This is a genomic window from Thermomonas fusca DSM 15424, from assembly GCF_000423885.1.
GTDB classification, from domain to species: Bacteria; Pseudomonadota; Gammaproteobacteria; order Xanthomonadales; family Xanthomonadaceae; genus Thermomonas; species Thermomonas fusca.
Map to the genome: position 1 here is coordinate 35,719 of NZ_AUIV01000010.1, position 20,074 is coordinate 55,792.

At 70.3% G+C, this 20,074-nt stretch carries 16 protein-coding genes; 7 read left to right on the forward strand and 9 right to left on the reverse strand.

From position 1 onward, the window contains the following. Window positions 1-70 precede the first annotated feature (70 nt). The 3 genes from G582_RS0105580 to G582_RS0105590 form a co-directional block, all read right to left on the reverse strand. Window positions 71-316: a GlsB/YeaQ/YmgE family stress response membrane protein gene (locus G582_RS0105580; protein ID WP_038053079.1), complete on the reverse strand. Its 246-nt coding sequence runs from the start codon at window positions 314-316 to the stop codon at window positions 71-73. Between the two features lie 82 nt (window positions 317-398). Further along, the gene (locus G582_RS0105585) at window positions 399-1,097 is read right to left on the reverse strand and encodes an energy transducer TonB (protein ID WP_038053082.1); all 699 of its coding nucleotides are present in this window, start codon (window positions 1,095-1,097) and stop codon (window positions 399-401) included. Between the two features lie 221 nt (window positions 1,098-1,318). After that, entirely contained in the window at window positions 1,319-2,053 is a 735-nt protein-coding gene (locus G582_RS0105590; protein ID WP_038053085.1) for an SIMPL domain-containing protein, read from the reverse strand. 125 nt (window positions 2,054-2,178) lie between these two features. On the opposite strand from G582_RS0105590, the gene G582_RS0105595 reads away from it, so the two are divergent. The 4 genes from G582_RS0105595 (at window position 2,179) to tldD (ending at window position 9,703) form a co-directional block, all read left to right on the forward strand. After that, complete coding sequence (locus G582_RS0105595; protein WP_028838996.1) at window positions 2,179-2,751, forward strand: Maf family protein; 573 nt, start codon at window positions 2,179-2,181, stop codon at window positions 2,749-2,751. Continuing rightward, window positions 2,748-4,241 carry a ribonuclease G gene (gene rng / locus G582_RS0105600; protein ID WP_028838997.1) on the forward strand — a complete coding sequence of 498 codons (1,494 nt, stop codon included), beginning with the start codon at window positions 2,748-2,750 and terminating at the stop codon, window positions 4,239-4,241. Before G582_RS0105595 ends, rng begins: the two co-directional genes overlap by 4 nt. A gap of 67 nt (window positions 4,242-4,308) precedes the next feature. Beyond that, the gene (locus G582_RS15660) at window positions 4,309-8,127 is read left to right on the forward strand and encodes a YhdP family protein (RefSeq protein WP_083960997.1); all 3,819 of its coding nucleotides are present in this window, start codon (window positions 4,309-4,311) and stop codon (window positions 8,125-8,127) included. A gap of 136 nt (window positions 8,128-8,263) precedes the next feature. Continuing rightward, window positions 8,264-9,703 carry a metalloprotease TldD gene (tldD, locus tag G582_RS0105610; RefSeq protein ID WP_028838998.1) on the forward strand — a complete coding sequence of 480 codons (1,440 nt, stop codon included), beginning with the start codon at window positions 8,264-8,266 and terminating at the stop codon, window positions 9,701-9,703. Between the two features lie 8 nt (window positions 9,704-9,711). On the opposite strand, the gene yjgA is transcribed toward tldD, so the two are convergent. Then, window positions 9,712-10,287 (reverse strand): ribosome biogenesis factor YjgA, encoded by a 576-nt coding sequence (yjgA, locus tag G582_RS0105615; protein WP_028838999.1) that lies wholly within the window; start codon window positions 10,285-10,287, stop codon window positions 9,712-9,714. 32 nt (window positions 10,288-10,319) lie between these two features. Between yjgA and pmbA the strand changes: the two genes are divergently transcribed. From pmbA to G582_RS0105630, 3 genes are all read left to right on the forward strand, one after another. Then, window positions 10,320-11,687 (forward strand): metalloprotease PmbA, encoded by a 1,368-nt coding sequence (gene pmbA, locus G582_RS0105620; protein WP_028839000.1) that lies wholly within the window; start codon window positions 10,320-10,322, stop codon window positions 11,685-11,687. Window positions 11,688-11,777: 90 nt separating this feature from the next. Further along, entirely contained in the window at window positions 11,778-12,197 is a 420-nt protein-coding gene (locus G582_RS0105625; RefSeq protein ID WP_038053088.1) for a DUF4870 domain-containing protein, read from the forward strand. Window positions 12,198-12,386: 189 nt separating this feature from the next. Further along, entirely contained in the window at window positions 12,387-12,827 is a 441-nt protein-coding gene (locus G582_RS0105630) for a DUF4870 domain-containing protein (RefSeq protein ID WP_051246794.1), read from the forward strand. A gap of 53 nt (window positions 12,828-12,880) precedes the next feature. Here the strand turns inward: G582_RS0105630 and G582_RS0105635 are convergent, their stop codons facing one another. The 5 genes from G582_RS0105635 to dnaE all read right to left on the reverse strand — a co-directional run bounded on the left by G582_RS0105635 (window position 12,881) and on the right by dnaE (window position 20,064). Continuing rightward, window positions 12,881-13,801 (reverse strand): farnesyl diphosphate synthase, encoded by a 921-nt coding sequence (locus G582_RS0105635; protein ID WP_028839003.1) that lies wholly within the window; start codon window positions 13,799-13,801, stop codon window positions 12,881-12,883. Next, window positions 13,788-14,051: an exodeoxyribonuclease VII small subunit gene (locus tag G582_RS0105640; protein WP_028839004.1), complete on the reverse strand. Its 264-nt coding sequence runs from the start codon at window positions 14,049-14,051 to the stop codon at window positions 13,788-13,790. Before G582_RS0105640 ends, G582_RS0105635 begins: the two co-directional genes overlap by 14 nt. A 9-nt stretch (window positions 14,052-14,060) precedes the next feature. Continuing rightward, a complete protein-coding gene (gene tilS, locus G582_RS15665; protein ID WP_051246797.1) occupies window positions 14,061-15,374 on the reverse strand; it encodes a tRNA lysidine(34) synthetase TilS in 1,314 nt (437 codons plus the stop codon). Window positions 15,375-15,429: 55 nt separating this feature from the next. Beyond that, the gene (locus G582_RS0105650) at window positions 15,430-16,392 is read right to left on the reverse strand and encodes an acetyl-CoA carboxylase carboxyltransferase subunit alpha (protein WP_028839005.1); all 963 of its coding nucleotides are present in this window, start codon (window positions 16,390-16,392) and stop codon (window positions 15,430-15,432) included. Between the two features lie 93 nt (window positions 16,393-16,485). Continuing rightward, window positions 16,486-20,064 (reverse strand): DNA polymerase III subunit alpha, encoded by a 3,579-nt coding sequence (gene dnaE / locus G582_RS0105655; RefSeq protein ID WP_038053091.1) that lies wholly within the window; start codon window positions 20,062-20,064, stop codon window positions 16,486-16,488. Window positions 20,065-20,074 lie beyond the last annotated feature (10 nt).

Here is a 20,074-nt window from a genome sequence, read left to right on the forward strand (position 1 = left end):
GGCGTGCAGAGAGCGCGAGAACGGAAACGCCCCGCACGGGCGGGGCGTTCCGAAGCACCGGGTGGGTGGGTCAGTTCTTCTTGCGCACTGCTTCGAAGATGAAGAGCAGCACGATGGCCGCGCCGATGGCGACCACCCAGGTCATGACCCGGCCGAGGCCGAAGTTGCCTGCCGCCCAGCCGCCGGCGAACGCGCCGAGCACGCCGAGCACGATGGTCATGATCCAGCCCATCGCGTCCGCGCCGGGCTTGACCATCCGGGCCAGAACGCCGATCACCAGACCGCCGAAGATGTAACCGAGGATGCCGTCGAACATGTTCCCTCCTGCATGGATGGAGCGCGCGTTGATGGAGTGACGCCGGCCCATCCTAGGGCGTTTCCGCCCGGGTCGCGAACCTTCAGCGGCGCAGGCTGAACTCCACCGGCACCAGCCCGATCGCCTGCACCGGCGCGCCGTCGCGGCTGGCCGGCTGGAACAGCCAGCGCTTGAGCACCTGCTGGCGTGCGGCCTCGTCCAGCTCGCGGTGGCCGCTGCTGCGGGCGATGGCCACGTCCAGCGGACGGCCGTCCACGTCCACCAGCACCTGCAGCAGCACGATGCCGCTCCACTGCCGCTGCAGCGCGATGCGCGGATACGCCGGCGCCGGGGCATTGCGGTAGGCCAGCTGCATCGGCGCCGGGCCGCCGGCGGGTCCGATGTCGCCGCTTGGCGGAGCGATATCGCCGCTGCCGGCAATGGCATCCGCGATCGGCTCGCTGCCGGTATCGCTGATCACGGCGGTGGCGCCGGCATCGCGGGTGGCTGGCGCCACTTGCTGGCGATCATGCGTGGGTGCGGACGTGGTCGGACGCGGCGGCTGGATCGGGACGATGTCCACCACCACCGGCTCCGCTGGCTTGACGATGTCGCGGATCGCCATGCTCGGCTTGGCCGGCGCCAGCACCGCCGGCGGCGGCAGCGTGACCGGCACCAGCAGCAGGCCGAACACCAGCAGGTTGAGCGCGACGGTGCCGCTGAGGGTGAGGATGCGCGCGGGATCGGGCTGCAGCCGGGGCGCGTGCGAAGGGACTTGGGCGGGGACGGATGCGTGAATCATGGCCAATCTCCTTTCCGGTGAGAAAGCGGGAACCACGAGTCATGCAACGGGCGGGCGGGGTGGATGGGGTTACGGCCCGGCCGGCGCACGCCTGTACGCTGCGCCGCCACTTCCGCGATGGGCAACGGGACGCGGCGCGGCCGTTGCCATGTGTTCAGCTGGCGGCACAAACGACGACGCCCGCGCGAGGCGGGCGTCGTGGCATACGCGGCGGGAAGAAGTCAGCGGCCGAGTTCGAACACCATCTCCACGCTGACCGACACCGAGCTTTCGCCCGGCGCCACCGCGGTTTCCTTGGCGTAGCCGGCATCGGCCGACATCGCCCGCAGCATCGGCATCGGTGGGCGCGGCAGGCTGGCGCCGCCTTCGCTGATGCTGACGATGCGCCGGATCTTCAGGCCCAGCGCGTCGGCATAGGTCTGCGCCTGCGCCTGCGCTTTCTTGACCGCGGCGACGCGGGCTTCGTCGAGCGCCGCCTCCGGCTTGTCGATGCCGAAGCTGGGCCCGTTGATCTGGTTGGCACCCTGCGCCACCAGCGCGTCCAGCACCTTGCCCAGTTTGCCCAGCTCGCGCACCTTGACGTTGACCGTGTTGCTGGCCTGATAGCCGACGATGGCCGGCGGCATGTTCTCCACGTACTTGTACTGCGGGTTGAGGTTGATCCCGCTGGTCTGGATGTCGCGCGCCGCGATCCCGGCCGCGCGCAGCGCCGCCATCACCTTGTCCATTTGGGCGGCGTTGTCGCGCATCGCCCCATTGGCGTCGCCCGCCTGGGTCACCACGCCGGTGGAAATGGTGGCGATGTCCGGCGTGCGGCTGGCCTCGGCGATGGCGGCAACCGACAGCAGCGTGCCCGCCTGCGCGTCGGCGCCGACATCGGCAGGGGTCTGTGCGTTGGCGGTCATGGGCAGGGCCGTGGCAAGGGCGAGGGCAAGGAACAGCGGACGCAGGGTCATGATGGACTCCCGTGGATGATGGTGGAAAGGATGTACCTGCGGGGGGTGAACGGCCGGTGAGCCGCGGCGGGGTTACGCGGCTGTGCCAGTGCGGTGCGCAGTCAGCCACAGGTTAGACTTCCGGGATGCTGCATCTTGCCTCGCGTTCGCCCCGCCGCGCCGAACTGCTGGCCCGCCTTGGGCTGGAATTCGGCATCCTCGATCTCGATGTTCCCGAACAGCGGGGGGCCACCGAGCCCGCCGCCGACTACGTGCGCCGGGTCGCGCGCGAAAAGGCTGGCGCGGGGTTGCTGGAAGTGGTGGCGGTGCCGGGCGCGGTGGTGTTGGGCTCCGATACCGAGGTCATCCTCGGTGATCGCGTGTTCGGCAAGCCGGCCGATGCAGTCGATGCGGCCGGGATGCTGCGCGCGCTGTCCGGCCGCACCCACGAGGTGCTGACCGCCGTGTCGCTGGTCTCGGCTGGGCGCGAAGCGCAGGCCGCGGTGCTGACCCGGGTGACCGTGGAAGCGCTGTCGGACGCCGCCGTCGCCCGCTACCTGGCCTGCGGCGAATGGCAGGGCAAGGCCGGCGCCTACGCCATCCAGGGCCGCTTCGAGGCGCATGTGCAGCGGTTGGACGGCAGCTATTCCGGGGTCATGGGCCTGCCGCTGCACGAAACTGCCGGCCTGCTGCGCCAGTTCGGGCTGCTGCCGTCATGAGCGAGGAGCTGCTGGTCAACGTGACCCCGCGCGAGACCCGCGTCGCGGTGGTCGAGAACGGCATGCTGCAGGAGCTGCACATCGAGCGCGGCAGCCAGCGCGGCGTGGTCGGCAACATCTACAAGGGCAAGGTGCAGCGGGTGATGCCCGGCATGCAGGCCGCGTTCGTGGACATCGGCCTGGAGCGGGCCGCCTTCCTGCACGCCAACGACATCTTCCGCAGCGCGCCGCTGGACGCGGTGGCCGGCGACGACGCCCCGGCCGCGCCGCCGCCGCAGATGCAGATCCCCATCGCCGACCTGCTGCGCGACGGCGCCGAGGTGGTGGTGCAGGTGGTCAAGGACCCCATCGGCAGCAAGGGTGCGCGGCTGACCACCCAGATCAGCATCCCCTCGCGCTACCTGGTGCTGCTGCCGCGCTCGAAGGTGGTCGGCATCTCCGCGCGCATCGAGGACGAGGCCGAGCGCGCCCGCCTCAAGACCCTGATGGCCGAGCTGACCGCCGGTGGCGCCGGGCATGGCTACATCGTCCGCACCAATGCCGAGGGCCAGCCGGCCGAGGCGCTGGCCGAGGACATCGCCTACCTCGGCCGGGTGTGGGAGCTGATCGAGCGCAATGCCGCCGAGGCGAAAGTCGGCAGCCGCGTGTACGAGGACCTGAGCCTGCCGCTGCGCGCGGTGCGCGACCTGATCCGCCGCGACGTCGACAAGGTCAAGGTGGATTCGCGCGAGACCTGCGAGCGCCTGCGCGAGTTCGCCGCGCGCTACATGCCCGCGCTGGCGGACAAGGTGGAGCACTACACCGGCGCGCGCCCGGTGTTCGACATGTACGGGGTCGAGGACGAGATCCAACACGCGCTGGAAAAAGAAGTGCCGCTGAAGTCCGGCGGCTACCTCGTCATCGACCAGACCGAGGCGATGACCACGGTCGACGTGAACACCGGCAGCTTCCTTGGCCAGCGCAACCTCGAGGAAACCGTGTACCGCACCAACCTCGAGGCGGCGCAGGCGGTGGCGCGCCAGCTGCGGCTGCGCAACCTCGGCGGCATCATCATCATCGACTTCATCGACATGCACGATGCCGAGCACCGCCGGCAGGTGCTGCGCACGCTGGAGAAGTCGCTGGCGAAGGACCATGCCAAGACCACGGTCTACGATTTCTCGCCGCTGGGGCTGGTGGAGATGACCCGCAAGCGCACCGTGGAGTCGCTGGAGCGGCAGCTGTGCGAGCCCTGCCATGAATGCGGCGGGCGCGGCATGCTCAAGACCGCGGAGACCGTGACCTACGAGATCTTCCGCGAAATCGTGCGCGCGGTGCGCCAGTTCGACGCCGCGCGGCTGCTGGTGATCGCATCGCCCAGCGTGGTGGCGCGGATCACCGACGAGGAGTCCAACGCGGTGGCGGAGCTGGAGGAGTTCATCGGCAAGTCGATCCGCTTCCAGGCCGATGCGCAGTACCTGCAGGAGCAGTTCGATGTGGTGCTGCTCTGATGAAGGCAGCCGTTCGCTGTCCTAGGCTGGTGCCCCGTGGGGGCATGACGGGCAGGCCGCCGTGACCATGCCTTGGCGCCATCGCCTGCGGTTGCTGCGCCGCGGCGCCTGGTACGCGATCGCGGCGATGCTGGTGCTGGCGGCGCTGGGCAACGGCATCGGCAGCCAGCTGCTGCCGCTGGCCGAGCGCCACCCCGAGCGCATCGCGGCATGGCTGGGCGAACGCGCCGGCCGGCCGGTCGCATTCGACCACGTGACCACCCAGTGGACCCGGCGCGGGCCGCTGCTGCGGTTGGACAACCTGCGCATCGGTGATTCCGCCAACCCGCTGCGGATCGGCGATGCCGAGGTACTGGTGGCGCAGTACGCCGGCCTGCTGCCGGGGCGTTCGTTCACCGAATTGCGCCTGCGCGGGGTGGACCTGACCCTGCAGCGCAGCGCCGACGGCCAGTGGCAGGTGCGCGGCCTGCCCGGCCAGCAGGCCGGCGGCGATCCGCTGGAGGCGCTGTCGAACCTGGGCGAACTGCAGCTGGCGCAGGCGCGCCTGCACGTGCTGGCGCCGGAACTCGGGCTCGACCTGCGCCTGCCGCGCATCGACCTGCGCCTGCGCGTGGAGGGCGAGCGGGTGCGCGCCGGTGCGCGTGCCTGGCTGCGCGAAGGTGCCCAGCCCTTCGATATCGCCGGCGAGCTGGACCGCGCCAGCGGCGACGGCCGCGTCTATGCCGGCACCCGCCAGGCGGATCTGGCGGCGCTGGCCGGCACGTTCGACGTGGCCGGTGTCTCGCCGCTGTCGGGACGCGGCCGCCTGCGCGGGTGGGCGCAGCTGCGCGGACATCGGGTGGTCACGGTGCGCGCCGACGCCGGGCTGCTGGACGTGCGCCTGCGCGGCAGTGCCGCGGCCGGTGCCGCCGCGCCCACGCAGGCGCTGGGCGAGCTGGTGCTGGATGCCAGCTGGGCCGGCAGCCTGCAGGACTGGCAGCTGCGCATGCCGCGCCTGCGCATCGGCGACGGCGCGCGCCGGCAGACCCTGGACGGGCTGGCGCTGGCCGGCGGCGAGCGACGCTATGCATTGCGCGCGCAGCGGGTGGACGTGGCTCCGCTGCTGCAGCTGGCGGCGCTGAGCGATGCGCTGGCGCCGTCGCTGCGGCACTGGCTGCGCACCACCGCGCCGGGCGCGCTGGTGCAGGACATCGTGCTGGCCGGCGAACGCGGTGGCCGGCTGCGCGCCAGTGCGCGCATCGACGGCTTCCGCTTCGATCCGGTGGGGCATGCGCCAGGCATGCGCGGGGTCAGCGGGTGGTTGCAGGCCGACCAGGACGGGCTGCGGCTGCGCTTCGACCGCGCCGCGCAGGTGGCCTTCGACTGGCCGGCCGGATTCGGCGTGGTGCATGCGTTCACGCTGGACGGCGAAGCCGTGCTCTGGCGCGACGGCAACGGCTGGACCGTGCGCACGCCGGGGCTGGCCGTCGATGGTGACCCGCTGCGGCTGCAGGCGCGCGGCGGGATCGGCTTCGAGGGAGACGGCAGCCGCCCGCACCTCGACCTTGCGGTCGACATCGGCGACGTACCGATCTCGGCCGCGCATGGCTTCTGGATCCACCACCTGATGCCGAAGGCGACCGTGCAGTGGCTGGACACGGCGCTGCAGGGCGGCACCCTGCGCAACGTCCACGCGGTGGTGGCCGGCGACCTCGACGATTGGCCGTTCCGCAACGAGCCGGGCATGGCCGGTGCCGGCGTGTTCCGCGCCGATGCGCATATCGCGGACGGCACGGTGAAGTTCCAGCCGGACTGGCCGGCGGCGCAGCGCATGAATGCCGACGTCAGCTTCGTGGCCGATGGCTTCAGTCTGACCGGCAGCGCCAACCTGGCCGGCGTGCCGGTCAGCGCGCTCAAGGCCGGCATCGCCCGCTTCGGCAAGGCCGAGCTGCAGGTGGATGCGGCAGCCGGCGGCGATGCCGGCAATTTCCTCGCCATGCTGCGCGCCAGCCCGCTGCACAAGGAACACCGCGATATCCTCGACAACCTGCGCGCGGCCGGGCCGGCGCAGGCGCGCGTGCAGCTGTTGCTGCCGCTGCACCACCAGCAGCCGCCGCCTTCGCGGATCGAAGGCACGGTGGCGCTGGGCGGCGTGCGTCTGGCCGAACAGCGCTGGAAGCTGGCGTTCGAGCAGGTGCGCGGACAGGCCCGTTTCGATCGCGGCGGTTTCGATGCCAGCGACCTGCAGGTGCGCCAGGACGGCGCGCCGGGGTTGTTGTCGCTGCGTGCGGGGCCGCATGTGCGCGATCCTGCGCATGCGTTCGAAGCGACACTGCAGGCGGCTTCCGATATCGACGGCCTGCTGGCCAAGGCCGGCAATCTGGACTGGCTCAAACCGCATGTGCGCGGCAGTTCCAGCTGGACCACCGAGTTGGCTGTGCCGCGCGTTGCAACCCCCGGATCGCAACCGGCGCGGCTGCGGCTGCGCTCCAGCCTCGTCGGCACCGCGCTGGACCTGCCGGCGCCGCTGCGCAAGCCCGCCGCGCAGGCGCTGGCGACTGAAATCGAGATCCGCCTGCCGCTGGAAAGCGGCGAAGTGGAAGCCACCCTCGGCAACCTGCTGTCGCTGCGCAGCCGCACCAGCAACGGCCGCACCGGCCTGCGCCTGCAGCTGGGCGGCGGTCCCGCGGGCGCGCCACCTGCCTCGGGCCTGCTGGTCGGTGGGCGGGTGGAGCAATTGGACGCGCTGGACTGGGTCGGCATCGCTGCCGGCGGCAGCGGCAATGCCGACCTGCCGCTGCGCCGGATCGAGCTGGAAGCCGCGCATCTGCAGGTACTGGGTTCGGATGTCGGCACGGCGCGGATGGTGGTGGTACCGGCCCCGCGCGGCACCTCGGTGCAGGTGCAGGGCGCGGGCATTTCCGGCGCGCTGCTGGTGCCGACGCAGGACGGCGCCACCATCGCCGGCCGTTTCGAGCGCCTGCACTGGTCGCTGCCGGTGGCCGACAAGGACGCGGCGCCCGCGCCGGCGAATGCACCGGCCAGCGCTGCCGATCCCGCGGCGGTGCCGCCGCTGCTGCTGGACGTGGCCGACCTGCGCATCGGCAAGACCGCGATGGGCCGCGCGCGCTTCCGCAGCACGCCGGTGGCGGGCGGATTGCGCATGGACGAATTCACCACCGCCGGCGGCAAGCAGCGGCTCAGCGCCACCGGCAGCTGGCTGGGGCGCGGCGGTTCCGCGCGCACCCAGTTCAAGCTGGACGTGGCCAGCGACGACATCGGCGCGCTGCTGGACGGGTTCGGCTTCGGCGGCCAGGTGGCGGGCGGCAAGGGCAGGCTCGGCGCCGAAGCCAGCTGGCGCGGCGGTCCGGGCGAGTTCGGCCTCACCAGCGTGGAAGCGCGCCTGAGCACCGATGTGCGCGACGGCCAGCTGCTGGAGATCGAGCCAGGCGCCGGCCGCGTGCTGGGTCTGCTCGGCGTGGCCCAGTTGCGCCGCCGGCTGACCCTGGATTTCAGCGACTTCTTCAGCAAGGGCTTCGCCTTCGACCGCATCCAGGGCGATGCCACGCTGGCGCAGGGCCAGCTGCGCACCGACGACCTGGCCGTGCGCGGTCCCGCCGCCGAGATCCACGTGCGCGGCAGCACCGACCTGCGCAACCGCCGCTTCGACCAGACCGTGGAAGTGCGGCCGAAGTCCGGCAGCCTGCTCACCGCGGTGGGCGCGCTGGCCGGCGGCCCGGTCGGCGCGGCGGTGGGCGCGGTGGCCAATGCGGTGCTGGACAAGCCGATGCGCGGCATCGGCGCCAAGACCTACCGGGTCACCGGGCCGTGGGCGGACCCCAAGGTGGAAGCCATCGCCCGCGACACCGCGGCGCAGGCCGGCACCGGGCAGGCCCGCGGCGATTGATTTCGGCGCAAACGCCACGACATTGATGACTTCGATGTCGTCGGCGCGCGCGCAGCGACCCTGCTGCGCATTCCTGCCCCGGCAGGCGCCTCGCCGCGCACGCGACGACCCATCCACGCAGTACCAGGACAACTCCATGCCGCATCTTTCCATCGCCGAATCCCGCCTGCTGCTGCCCACCGGGCTCGATGCCGCCGCGCTGGAGCGCGCGTTCGGCACCCTGCTGGGCCCCGGCATCGACTTCGGCGACCTGTATTTCCAGCACGCCCGCCGCGAGGGCTGGAGCATGGAGGACGGCATCGTCAAGGACGGTTCGCACAGCATCGAGCAGGGCGTCGGCGTGCGCGCGATCTCCGGCGAGAAGACCGGCTTCGCCTATTCCGACGAACTGGATGCGCCGGCGCTGCTGGCCGCGGCGCAGTCGGCCCGCGCCATCGCCCGCGACGGCCGCAGCCACGGCGCGCAGGCCTTGCAGCGCAGCGGTGGGCGCATGCTGTATCCGGCGCTGGATCCGATCGATGCGCTCGACAACGCCACCAAGGTGGAGGCGCTGCGCCGCGTGGATGCGCTGGTGCGCGCGCTGGACCCGCGCGTGCAGCAGGTGATGGTGAGCCTGTCCGGTGGTGTGGACACCGTGCTGGTGGCGCGCAGCGACGGCGTGCTGGCCGGCGACGTGCGCCCGCTGGTGCGGATGAACGTGCAGGTGATCGTGGAGCAGAACGGCCGCCGCGAATCGGGCTACGCCGGCTTCGGCGGGCGCTATTCCTACGAGCAGCTGTTGGCCGACGACAAGCCGGAGAAGTTCGCCCGCGAGGCGCTGCGGCAGGCGCTGGTGAATCTCGATGCGATCGACGCGCCGGCCGGGGTGATGCCGGTGGTGCTGGGCAACGGCTGGCCGGGCGTGCTGCTGCACGAGGCGGTGGGCCACGGGCTGGAAGGCGACTTCAACCGCAAGGGCACCAGCACCTTCGCCGGGCGGATGGGGCAGCAGGTGGCGTCGAAGGGCGTGACGATCGTCGATGACGGCACCCTCGATGGCCGCCGCGGTTCACTCAATATCGACGACGAGGGCACGCCGACGTCCTGCACCACCCTGATCGACGACGGCATTCTGGTCGGTTACATGCAGGACACGCTCAACGCGCGGCTGATGGGCATGGCGCCCACCGGCAACGGCCGCCGCGAGTCTTTCGCCCACCTGGTGATGCCGCGCATGACCAATACCTACATGCGCGCCGGCAGCCATGACCCGGAGGAAATGATCCGCTCGGTGAAGAAGGGCCTGTACGCGGTCAACTTCGGTGGCGGCCAGGTGGACATCACCAGCGGCAAGTACGTGTTCTCCGCCACCGAGGCCTATCTGATCGAGGACGGGAAGATCGCCGCGCCGGTGAAGGGCGCCACCCTGATCGGCAACGGCCCGGAAACCATGCAGAAGGTGGCGATGATCGGCCACGATCTGGCCCTGGACGACGGCGTCGGCATCTGCGGCAAGGACGGCCAGTCGGTGCCGGTCGGCGTGGGCCAGCCGTCCCTGCTGATTTCGGAATTGACCGTGGGCGGGACGCAGGCGTGATGCCGCGATCAGGCGTCGGTGTCGCCGTCGATCGTCGCGTCGTCGTCGCTGGCGGCATCGCCGGCTTCCGCCATCAACTCCCGCAGTACCCGGAACAGTTCGCGGAACGCGCGCGGCGGCTTGTTCTTCGCCCGTTCCTCGCGGACGTTGCGCAGCAACTGGCGCAATTGCTGGCGGTCGGCGTGCGGATGCGCGGCCAACAGGTCGGTCAGCGCGGCGTCGCCGTCCTCGCCCAGCAGCGCGTCGCGCAGCGCTTCCACCCGGTGCAGCGCGGCGGTTTCGCGGCGCGCGGCTTCGCCGTCCTTGCTCATCGCATCGCGGATCGCCTCCAGCTCATCGTCGTCCAGCTTGCGCATCTGCTTGGCCAGATAGGCGTGCTGCCGCTTGCGCGCACCGTGCGAGGTGATGCGCTGGGTCTCGCGGATGTGCGGCATCAGGTCCTCCGGAATCGGCAGCCTGCCCAACTGGGTGGCGGTCATCGCCGTCAGTTGTTCGCCCAGTTCCAGCACGTCCAGCGCCGCGCGACGCTGCTCGCTGCGGCTGGGGCTGAGAAATTCACCGGTGTCTTCGTCACGTCCTCGCATTGCAACAGGATAATCCATTGAACAGCAGGTCATTGAACCCGTCCGTCGATCTTGCCGCGCCCGCCGACGACAGCCGGCAGCGGCTGGAACAGCTGTCCGTCGTCGCCCGCCAGTTGCTGGACCGCGCCCGCGCCGCCGGCGCCGACCAGTGCGAAGTCACCTGTGACGAGGACGCCGGCCTTGCGGTCAACGTGCGCCTCGGCGAAGTGGAGACAGTGGAGGCCACCCGCGACCGCGGGGTGTCGATGACCGTCTATTTCGGCCAGCGCAAGGGCAGCGCCAGCACCGCCGACCTGCGCGAGGACAGCCTGGCCGCCACCGTGGCGCAGGCCTGCGCGATCGCCCGCCATACCGAGGAGGATCCGGCGGCCGGGCTGGCCGATGCCGCGCTGATGGCGCAGGTGCTGCGCGAATTCGATACCTGGTACCCGGCGCCATTCGATGCCGACCGCGCCATCGACATCGCGCTCGCCTGCGAGGCGGCCGGACGCGAGGTGGATGCGCGGATCGGCAATTCCGACGGTGCGTCGATGAACGCCAACGCATCCCTCAGCGTGTATGCCAACTCCCACGGCTTCCTCGGCGCCGAGCGCGCCACCTCGTACAGCACCGGCTGCGCGCTGATCGCCGGCGAGGGCGAGGCGATGCAACGCGACGGCTGGTACAGCGTGGCGCTGGCGCAGGGCGACCTGGAATCGCCCGAGGCCATTGGCCGCAGGGCTGCGCAGCGCACCCTGGCGCGGCTGGCCCCGCGCCGACTGCCGACCGGCCAAGTGCCGGTGCTGTTCGCTGCCGAAATGGCGCGCTCGCTGGTGGGCAGCTTCCTCGGCGCCGTATCCGGCGGCGCGCTGTACCGCCGCGCCAGCTTCCTGCTCGACAGCGCGGGCACGCGGGTGTTCCCGGAGTGGTTCGCGATCGAGGAGGATCCGTTCCTGCCGCGCGGCTTCCGCTCCGCCGCGTTCGACGCCGAAGGCGTGACAACCCGTAAATCGATGCTGGTGGAGGACGGCATCGTCCAGCGCTACGTGCTGGGCAGCTATTCGGCGCGCAAGCTGGGGCTGGCGACCACCGCCAACGCCGGCGGCGTGCACAACCTCAACGTGCGCGCCAATGCCGGCGACCTGGCATCGACGCTGCGTGGCATGGGCACAGGCTTGCTGGTGACCGAGCTGATGGGCCAGGGCGTCAACGCGATCACCGGCGACTACTCGCGCGGCGCGGCCGGTTTCTGGGTGGAGAACGGCGAGCTCGCCTATCCAGTCGACGGCATCACCATCGCCGGCAACCTCAAAGCGATGTTCGCCGGCATCGAAGCGGTGGGCAGCGACATCGACCCGCGTTCGCATGTGCGCACCGGCTCGATCCTGGTCGGGCGGATGACTGTGGCGGGCGAGGGCTGATTGCTTTGGCGATGGCCGAATGTGTCATCGGTTCGCGTTATCCTCCGCAACGCGGCAATTGATGCCGTCTTGACCAATCGGGGAATATTCATGGACCAGAACGATACCGTCGCCACGCCGCCACCGCCGCCCGTCGGGCCTTCCAAGGAAGAGCGCCAGTGGGCGATGTTCGCCCATCTGTCCGCGCTGGTAGGCGGCCTGCTGACGTCGGCGCTGGGCGGCTGGGGCTTCTTCATCGGCCCGCTGGTGATCTGGCTGATGAAGAAGGACGAGATGCCGTTCGTGGCCGACCAGGCCAAGGAAGCGCTGAACTTCAACATCACCGTGTCGGCGATCTTCCTGCTGCTGCTGATCTTCACCATCCTCACCATCGGCATCGGCGCGCTGCTGACGATTCCGGTGGCGCTGATCGTGGGCATCGGCGCACTGGTGCTGGTGATCCTGGCAGCGATCAAGGCCAACGAGGGCGTGGCCTACCGCTACCCGCTGACGATCCGCCTGGTCAAGTAAGCGCCGGCGGCAACAGTGCACGACCACGAGCCCGGGCATGCCCGGGCTCGTCCGTTTCCGGGCTGCATTCGCCGCTCCGGCATGGGTTTCCGTCGCCGCTGCCGCGGGTTTCGTCGCATGCCGGCTTGTGCGGCCGTCGGGCGCCGCCATCATCGATCCAGACCGGAATGGTTCCGGCAGGAGACGACGATGGAGACCGTGCAGATGCAGACGCTGTCGACCGCCCAGGGCGAGCGCGGCTGGGCCGCTGGCGTGCATGCGGGTGCCCTGCTGCTGGCCTTCATGACCAGCTGGAGCGCCGGCGTGGCCGGCATGCTGGCGGGCCTGGCGATCTTTTTCCTGAAGAAGAACGATTCGGCCTTCGTCGCCGAACACGCCCGCGAAGCGTTCAACTTCAACCTGACCATGTTCCTGCTGACCTGCGCGCTTGCCATCACTGGCGTGCTACTGGTGGGCGCCACCGTGCTGACGCTGGGGCTGGGCGCCATCGTGACCCTGCCGGCCGGGCTGGTGCTGGTGCTGCTGGCGGGGGCGGTGGCCGTAAGCTGGCTGGTGTGCAGCGTCATCGCGACGTTCAAGGCGCTGAACGGCGAAAGCTACCGTTATCCCTTCACGCTGCGGCTGCTGTGACCGCGGCAAACCAGGTATGACGAAAAGGCCGGGAACTCCCGGCCTTTTCCGTGTCAGTGGCTGCGTTCGACGACCTGCCGCGCCAGCGCGTGCAGTGCACCGGTATCGGCGTCCAGTTCCGCCAGCGCCTGCTGCATGACTGCAGACAGTTCTCCAAGCCGCGCGCGACTGGCATCGGCGCCGAGCAGCGCCGGGAAGGTCGCCTTGGCCTGCGCCGCATCCTTGCCGGCGGTCTTGCCGAGGGTGGCGGCATCGCCCTCGATGTCCAGCAGGTCATCGCGGATCTGGAAGGCCAGGCCCAGCGCATCGGCGTAGCGGTCCAGCAACGCGGCCTGCGCCGGCGTGGCGTTGCCGGCCAACGCACCCAGCCGCACCGCGCAGCGCAGCAGCGCACCGGTTTTCAGCGCGTGCAGGCGCTCCAGGTCGGCAAGGGGGAAAAGGGGGTCAGAGTGGCTTTTCACTTGTGAAAAGACACTCTGACCCCCTTTTCCGGTGGCATCGATATCCAGCGCCTGCCCGCCGCACATGCCGGCCACGCCGGAGGCGCGCGCCAGTTCGGCCAGCATCGCGACGCGCCGTTCGGCAGGCTGCGGCGCAGTGGTCAGCAATTCGAACGCCAGCGTCTGCAGCGCATCGCCGGCGAGGATGGCAGTGGCTTCGTCGAAGGCGACGTGCACGGTGGGCTGGCCGCGGCGCAGGTCGTCGTCGTCCATCGCCGGCAGATCGTCATGGATCAGCGAATAGCAGTGCACCAGTTCCACCGCGGCGGCGGCGGCGTCCAGATCGGCCTCGCATGCGCCCAACGCGGTGCCGGTGGCATACACCAGCAGCGGGCGCATGCGCTTGCCGCCGTTGAGGACGCCGTGGCGCATCGCCGCGTGCAGGCGTTGCGGGGCGGTGGCGGGGTCGGGCAGGGCATGTTCCAGCGCGGCTTCCGCGCGTGCGCGCCAAGGCGCGAGGTCAGGCGCTGCCATCGTCGCCGGCATCGAACTCGCGCGCATCGCCAGGGTTGGCGGGGTCATCGAGCAGGCGCACGCGCAGCTCGGCCTGCTCCAGCGCACCCTGGCAGCGGCGGTACAGACCGACGCCGCGTTCGTAGGCGGCCAGCGATTCTTCCAGCGTCATGTCGCCGGTTTCCATCCGGCCAACCAGGTCTTCCAGCGCCAGCATCGACTGCTCGAAATCGGCAACGGGGGAAATGTCGGGGGCGGGTTTCTTGGCCATGCGCGCAGTTTACGCCAGCGCGGCCGCGCCACTCTCCTCATCCGTACCGGGAGCAGGGGAAAGCTGCAGTCGCGCATCCCGCGCCGCGAGCCATGCCGCCAGTGGTGCGGACACGATGGCATCGCCCGCTGCCAGCAGCCTGCCGTCGGGGTCGGACAGCAGCGGCAGGCGCGCGCGCTGCCACGGCGGCATGCCGCTGTCCTGCAGCACGTGCTTGAGCGCATGCGAATGGCTGCGGCCTGGCAACACGATGCGTTCGCCGCCTTGCCGCGCATGCACGCGCAGCGGCGCGTCGAAGCCTGCTGCGTGCACCAGCTGCAGGCGCCCGCCGCCCGGCAACATCAGTGTCGCGCGGCCATCCCATGCCTGGCTCCAGCCGGCGGGCAGCGGTTCGTGCAACACGTCCGCGTGCAGCAGCCCGCGCCAGCGCCAGACGCGCGCGCCCTGCCAGTCGAAGCGCGGGCTGGCGTCGTGGCGCGCGGCCAGCAGTTCGCGCTCGATCCGGGCAATGCCGTTGCCGGGCAGCGGCGGCAGCTGCAGCTCGATAGTCCAGCGCCGCAGCACCCGCGCCCGGCGCGCAGCGGACAGGTCCAGCAGCACCTGCATGTCGAGTGTGTGCGGGTCGCGACGCGCGGCGGCCAGCGCCGCGGCGTCTTCGGCGTCCAGCAGCTCGCCGGCCTGCGCGCATAGCGCGGCGCTGCGGGCGAAGCTGGCGGCGGCGTCCGGCCAGCGCTGGCGCAGCAGCGGTAGCACCGCGTTGCGCAGGAAGTTGCGGTCGAAGTCGGTGTTGGCGTTGGCGGGGTCGTCGAGCCAGTGCAGGCGCTGCGACGTGGCGTAGTCGTGCAACGTCGTGCGCGGCACGTCCAGCAGCGGTCGCCACAACCAGCCGTGCGCGTGGCGACGCCACGGCCGCATCGCCGCCAGCCCGTCGCTGCCGGCGCCGCGCAGTGCGCGCAGCAGGAAGGTTTCGGCCTGATCGTCGCGATGATGGGCGAGGGTCAGGATTTCGTCTTCGCCCAGCGCTGCGGCAAAGGCGGCGTGGCGGGCAACACGGGCGGCGCCTTCGATGCCGAGTCCGGCGGTCAGGTCGAGCTCGACGCGGACGATTTCCAGCGGCACATCCAGCGCGTCGCAGGCGCGCCGGCAAAGCGCGGCCCAGGCGTCGGCCTCCGGGTGCAAGCCGTGGTGGACATGCAGCGCGCGCAGCCCGCGCTGGCGGATGGCTTCGTCCGCCGCAAGCAGGTGCAGCAACACGGTGGAATCCAGGCCGCCGCTGAAACCCAGCAGGATCGGCGACGGCAGCGGTGGAGCGGGCAGGCGCATGCCGCAAGTGTAGGGCGGCGCCTGCGCGGCGGGCGGCCGGCGCCGCGTTGCGGAATCAGGAGGCGAGGTCGTAGGCGCCGAGGGCGCGCAGGCGGCGGTATCGGCGTTCCAGCAGATCCTCTGCCGGCAGGCCTTCCAGTGCGTCCAGCTCGCGCAGCAGCACCGCCTTCAGGCGCTTGGCCATCTGCACCGGATTGCGGTGGGCGCCACCGGTGGGTTCGCGCACCACCTTGTCCACTAACCCGAGCCCGTGCAGGCGCCTGGCGGTCATGCCCAGCTGTTCCGCGGCGTCCTTGGCCTTGGCGGAATCGCGCCACAGGATCGAGGCGCAGCCTTCCGGGGTGATGACCGAATAGGTGCTGTATTCCAGCATGATCGTGCGGTCGCCCACGCCGATCGCCAATGCGCCGCCGCTGCCGCCTTCGCCGATCACCGTGCACACGATCGGCACGCGCAGCTCGGCCATTTCCAGCAGGTTGCGGGCAATCGCCTCGGATTGGCCGCGCTCTTCCGCGTCGATGCCGGGCCAGGCGCCGGCGGTATCGATGAAGGTGAGGACGGGCAGGCCGAAGCGCTCCGCCATCTTCATCAGCCGCAGCGCCTTGCGGTAGCCCTCGGGCTTGGGCATGCCGAAGTTGCGGCGGACCTTGGTCTTGGTGTCGCGGCCCTTCTCGTGGCCGATCACCATCAGCGGGCGACCGTCGATGCGGGCCAGGCCGCCGACGATGGCCTGGTCATCGGCAAACGCGCGATCGCCGGCCAGTTCCTGGAACTCGTCGCAGATCACCCGCAGGTAATCCAGCGTGTACGGCCGCTGCGGGTGGCGCGACAGCTGCGACACCTGCCACGGGGTGAGGTCGCGGAAGATCGTCGCGGTGCGCTTGCGCAGCTTGTCCCGCAGCGCCTGCACTTCCTTGTCGATGTTGAGCGCCGGGCCGTTGCTGGCCTGTCGCAGTTCCTGGATCTTGGTTTCCAGGTCGGCGATCGGCTGCTCGAAGTCGAGGTAATTCGGATTCATCCTGCGGAGTTTATCCCAGCGGGGTCGCCGTACCGAACCGGACGGTGCTGCCGCCCCTGCTCGCGGAGCAGGGGGAGAAGGCAGCCGCTGGCGTCATTCGGACTTTGGCGCTGCCCACGGCCGCGCCAGCTGCACCTGCACCGTGCCGACGCCCGGCAGGCTGCGCAGCAGCCCGGGCAGGCTGGCGTCCACCTGCAGGCCACGACCGCCGCCGAGGGTCAGCCGCCCGATGCCGGCGACGGTGGTGGCTTCCAGCAGCACCGGGGTCGGCCCGGCGTGGGCCTTCAGCACGTGTTCCAGCTGCTGCTGCGCGCCGGCCACGCGCAGGTCGATGCGGATGGAAATGCGCTGCGCCTGCTGACCGCAGATCTGCGCGAAATCCCAGCAACGGCTGGCGCGCAGCGAATAGCCGCCGTTGAATTCGTCCTCGCGCAGGCCACCCTCGACCACCAGGATGCGGTCGCGGGTGAGCAGCGGGGCGAATTCCTGCCACTGCTCGTTGAAGAAGCCGCATTCGATCCGGCCGCGGCCGTCCTCCAGCTGCACGAACGCCTGCGATTCGCCGCGCTTGCGCATGCCGATCACCTGGCCAGCCACCACCGTCTGCACCATCGGGCGCCAGCTGCGGCCTTCCTGCGGGCGGCTGTTGCGCGCGGCGCGTTCCCAGATTTCCGCCAGTGCCGACAGGTCGTGGCCGACCAGCTTCTGCACGTCGTCGCGGTAAGGGTCCATCGGATGGCCGCTGAGGTAATGGCCCAGCGTGTCGTGTTCGCCCTGCAGCAGCTGCGCCAGCGGCCACTCGGTGGTTTCCGGCAGTTCAATCCGGATGTCGCTGCTGCCGCCGCTGCCGAACATGTCGAACATGCCGGCTTCGCGGTTCTTCGCCATCTGGTCGGTGGCTTTCATCGCCTCCGGCAGCTGCAGCATCAGCGAGGCGCGGTTGACCGCCAGCGCATCCATCGCACCGGCGTGGATCAGTGCTTCCAGCGTGCGTTTGTTGAGGCCGGCGGCGGAGACGCGCTGGCAGAAGTCGAGCAGGTCGCGGAACACGCCGTCGGCATTGCGGGCGGTGACGATGGCCTCGCAGACGCCCTGGCCCACGCCCTTCACCGCGCCGAGGCCATAGCGGATGGTGTCCGGGGTGGTGGCATCGAACATGTAGCTGGACGCGTTGACGTCGGGCGGCAGCACGGTCAGGCCGAGGCCGCGCGCCTCATCCAGGAAGGCCACCACCTTGTCGGTCTTGTCCATGTCGCTGGACAGGGTGGCGGCCATGAACTCGGCCGGGTAATGCTGCTTCAGCCAGGCGGTCTGGTAGGCGACCAGCGAGTACGCGGCGGCGTGCGACTTGTTGAAGCCGTAGCCGGCGAACTTCTCCATCAGGTCGAAGATCTCGTCGGCCTTGGCCGCGCTGACCCCGCCCTTGGCCGCGCCCTCGCGGAAGATCTCGCGGTGCTTGGCCATTTCGGCCGGCACCTTCTTGCCCATCGCACGGCGCAGCAGGTCGGCGCCGCCCAGCGAGTAGCCGCCGACGATCTGCGCCATCTGCATGACCTGCTCCTGGTAGACCATGATGCCGTAGGTCTCCTGGAGCATCCCCTTGGTGCGGGGGTCGGGGTATTCGAACGTCTCGGTGCCGTGCTTGCGCGCCACGAACGACGGAATCATCTCCATCGGGCCGGGGCGGTACAGTGCGTTCAGCGCGATCAGGTCCTCGAAGCGATCCGGTTTCGCGTCCTTCAGCGCGCGGCGCATGCCGGAGGATTCGAACTGGAACACCGAGCCTGTGTTGCCGTTGGCGAACACGTTGCGATAGACGCTGGCGTCGTCGAGCGGGATCGTGGCGATATCGACCGGTTCGGCGCCATCCTTCGCGCGGCGCACGTTGATCGCCTTCACCGCCCAGTCGATGATGGTCAGCGTGCGCAGGCCGAGGAAGTCGAACTTCACCAGCCCCACCGCTTCCACGTCGTCCTTGTCGAACTGGGTGACCGGGTTCTTGCCCAGCGTGCCGTGGTCGTGTTCGGCGTACAGCGGGCAGAAATCCGACAGCGGCGTCGGCGCGATCACCACGCCGCCGGCGTGCTTGCCGGCGTTGCGGGTGAGGTCCTCCAGCTGCAGCGCCAGGTCGATCAGGTCGCGGACGTCGTCCTCGCTCTCGTAGCGCTGGATCAGCTCGGGCGATGCCATTTCGCCGTCCATCCCGCCCTTGCCCTGGCCCATCGCGTCCTTCAGCGATATGCCGAGGATGTTGGGGATCAGCTTGGCGATCCCGTCCACCATGCCGTAGCCGAAGCCGAGCACGCGGCCGGTGTCGCGTAGCACCGCCTTGGCGGCCATGGTGCCGTAGGTGATGATCTGCGAAACGCGCTCGCGGCCGTACTTGCGGGCGACGTAGTCGATGACTTCGTCGCGCCGGTCCATGCAGAAGTCGATGTCGAAGTCGGGCATCGACACGCGTTCCGGGTTGAGGAAGCGCTCGAACAGCAGGTTGTACGGCAGCGGGTCCAGGTCGGTGATCTGCAGCGCCCACGCCACCAGCGAGCCGGCGCCGGAGCCGCGGCCCGGGCCGATCGGGATGCCCTGGTTCTTGCCCCACTGGATGAAGTCGGCCACGATCAGGAAGTAGCCTGGGAAGCCCATCTTGATGATGGTGTCCAGCTCGAATTCCAGCCGCGCCTCGTAGTCCTCGCGGGTCTTGCCGGGTGCCAGGGGATTTTTCTGCAGCCGTGCTTCCAGGCCGCGCCGGGCTTCGCTGCGGATCCAGCTGTCCAGTGTCTCGTCGGACGGCACCGGATAGGCCGGCAGGAAGTAGGTGCCCAGCTTCAGCTGCAGGTTGCAGCGCTGCGCCAGCGCCACCGTGTTGTCCAGCGCGTCAGGCACGTCGGCGAACAGCGCGACCATTTCCTCGGTCGAGCGCAGGTACTGCTGGGCGCTGTAGTCGCGCGGGCGGCGCGGATCTTCCAGCACCCGGCCGCTGGAGATGCACACCCGCGCCTCGTGCGCGCCGAAGCCGGCGGCATCGAGGAAGCGCACGTCGTTGCTGGCCACCACCGGCAGGCCGAGCTTGCCGGAGGCGTGCAGGGCGAACTGGTTGAACGCTTCTTCGCCGTCGCGGCCGGTGCGGGTCAGCTCCAGATGCAGGCCATCGCCGAACACCCGCCGCCATTCCGCCAGCTGCGCCTCCGCGACGTCATGGCGATTGGCCTGCACCAGCCGCCCGGCCAGGCTGGTGCGGCCAGCGATCGCGAACAGGCCGGCATGGTCGTCGCGCAGCCATTCCGGATCGATCGCCACGCAGTCGCCGCGCTGGCCTTCCAGCCAAGCGCGGCTGAGCAGGCGCGACAGGCTGAGGTAGCCGTCCTGGTCGCGGCACAGCAGGGTGAGTTGCGAAGGCGCATCGCCGCCGTCGGCGACCAGCACGTCGGCACCGGCGATGGGCTTGATGCCCACGCTTTCCGCGGCCTTGTAGAACTTGACCAGCGCGAACAGGTTGTTGCGGTCGGTGACCGCCAGCGCCGGCAGCTGCAGTTCCACCGCACAGCTGAGCAGGTTGGGCCGGTCGCCGGCTTTTTCCGGCCGCGCATAGTCCGGCTTCTCGGGCACGCGGATGGTGGAGTCCGCGAGCGAGAATTCGGTGTGCAGGTGCAGGTGGACGAAACGTGCGGGCATCGCGTGGTCG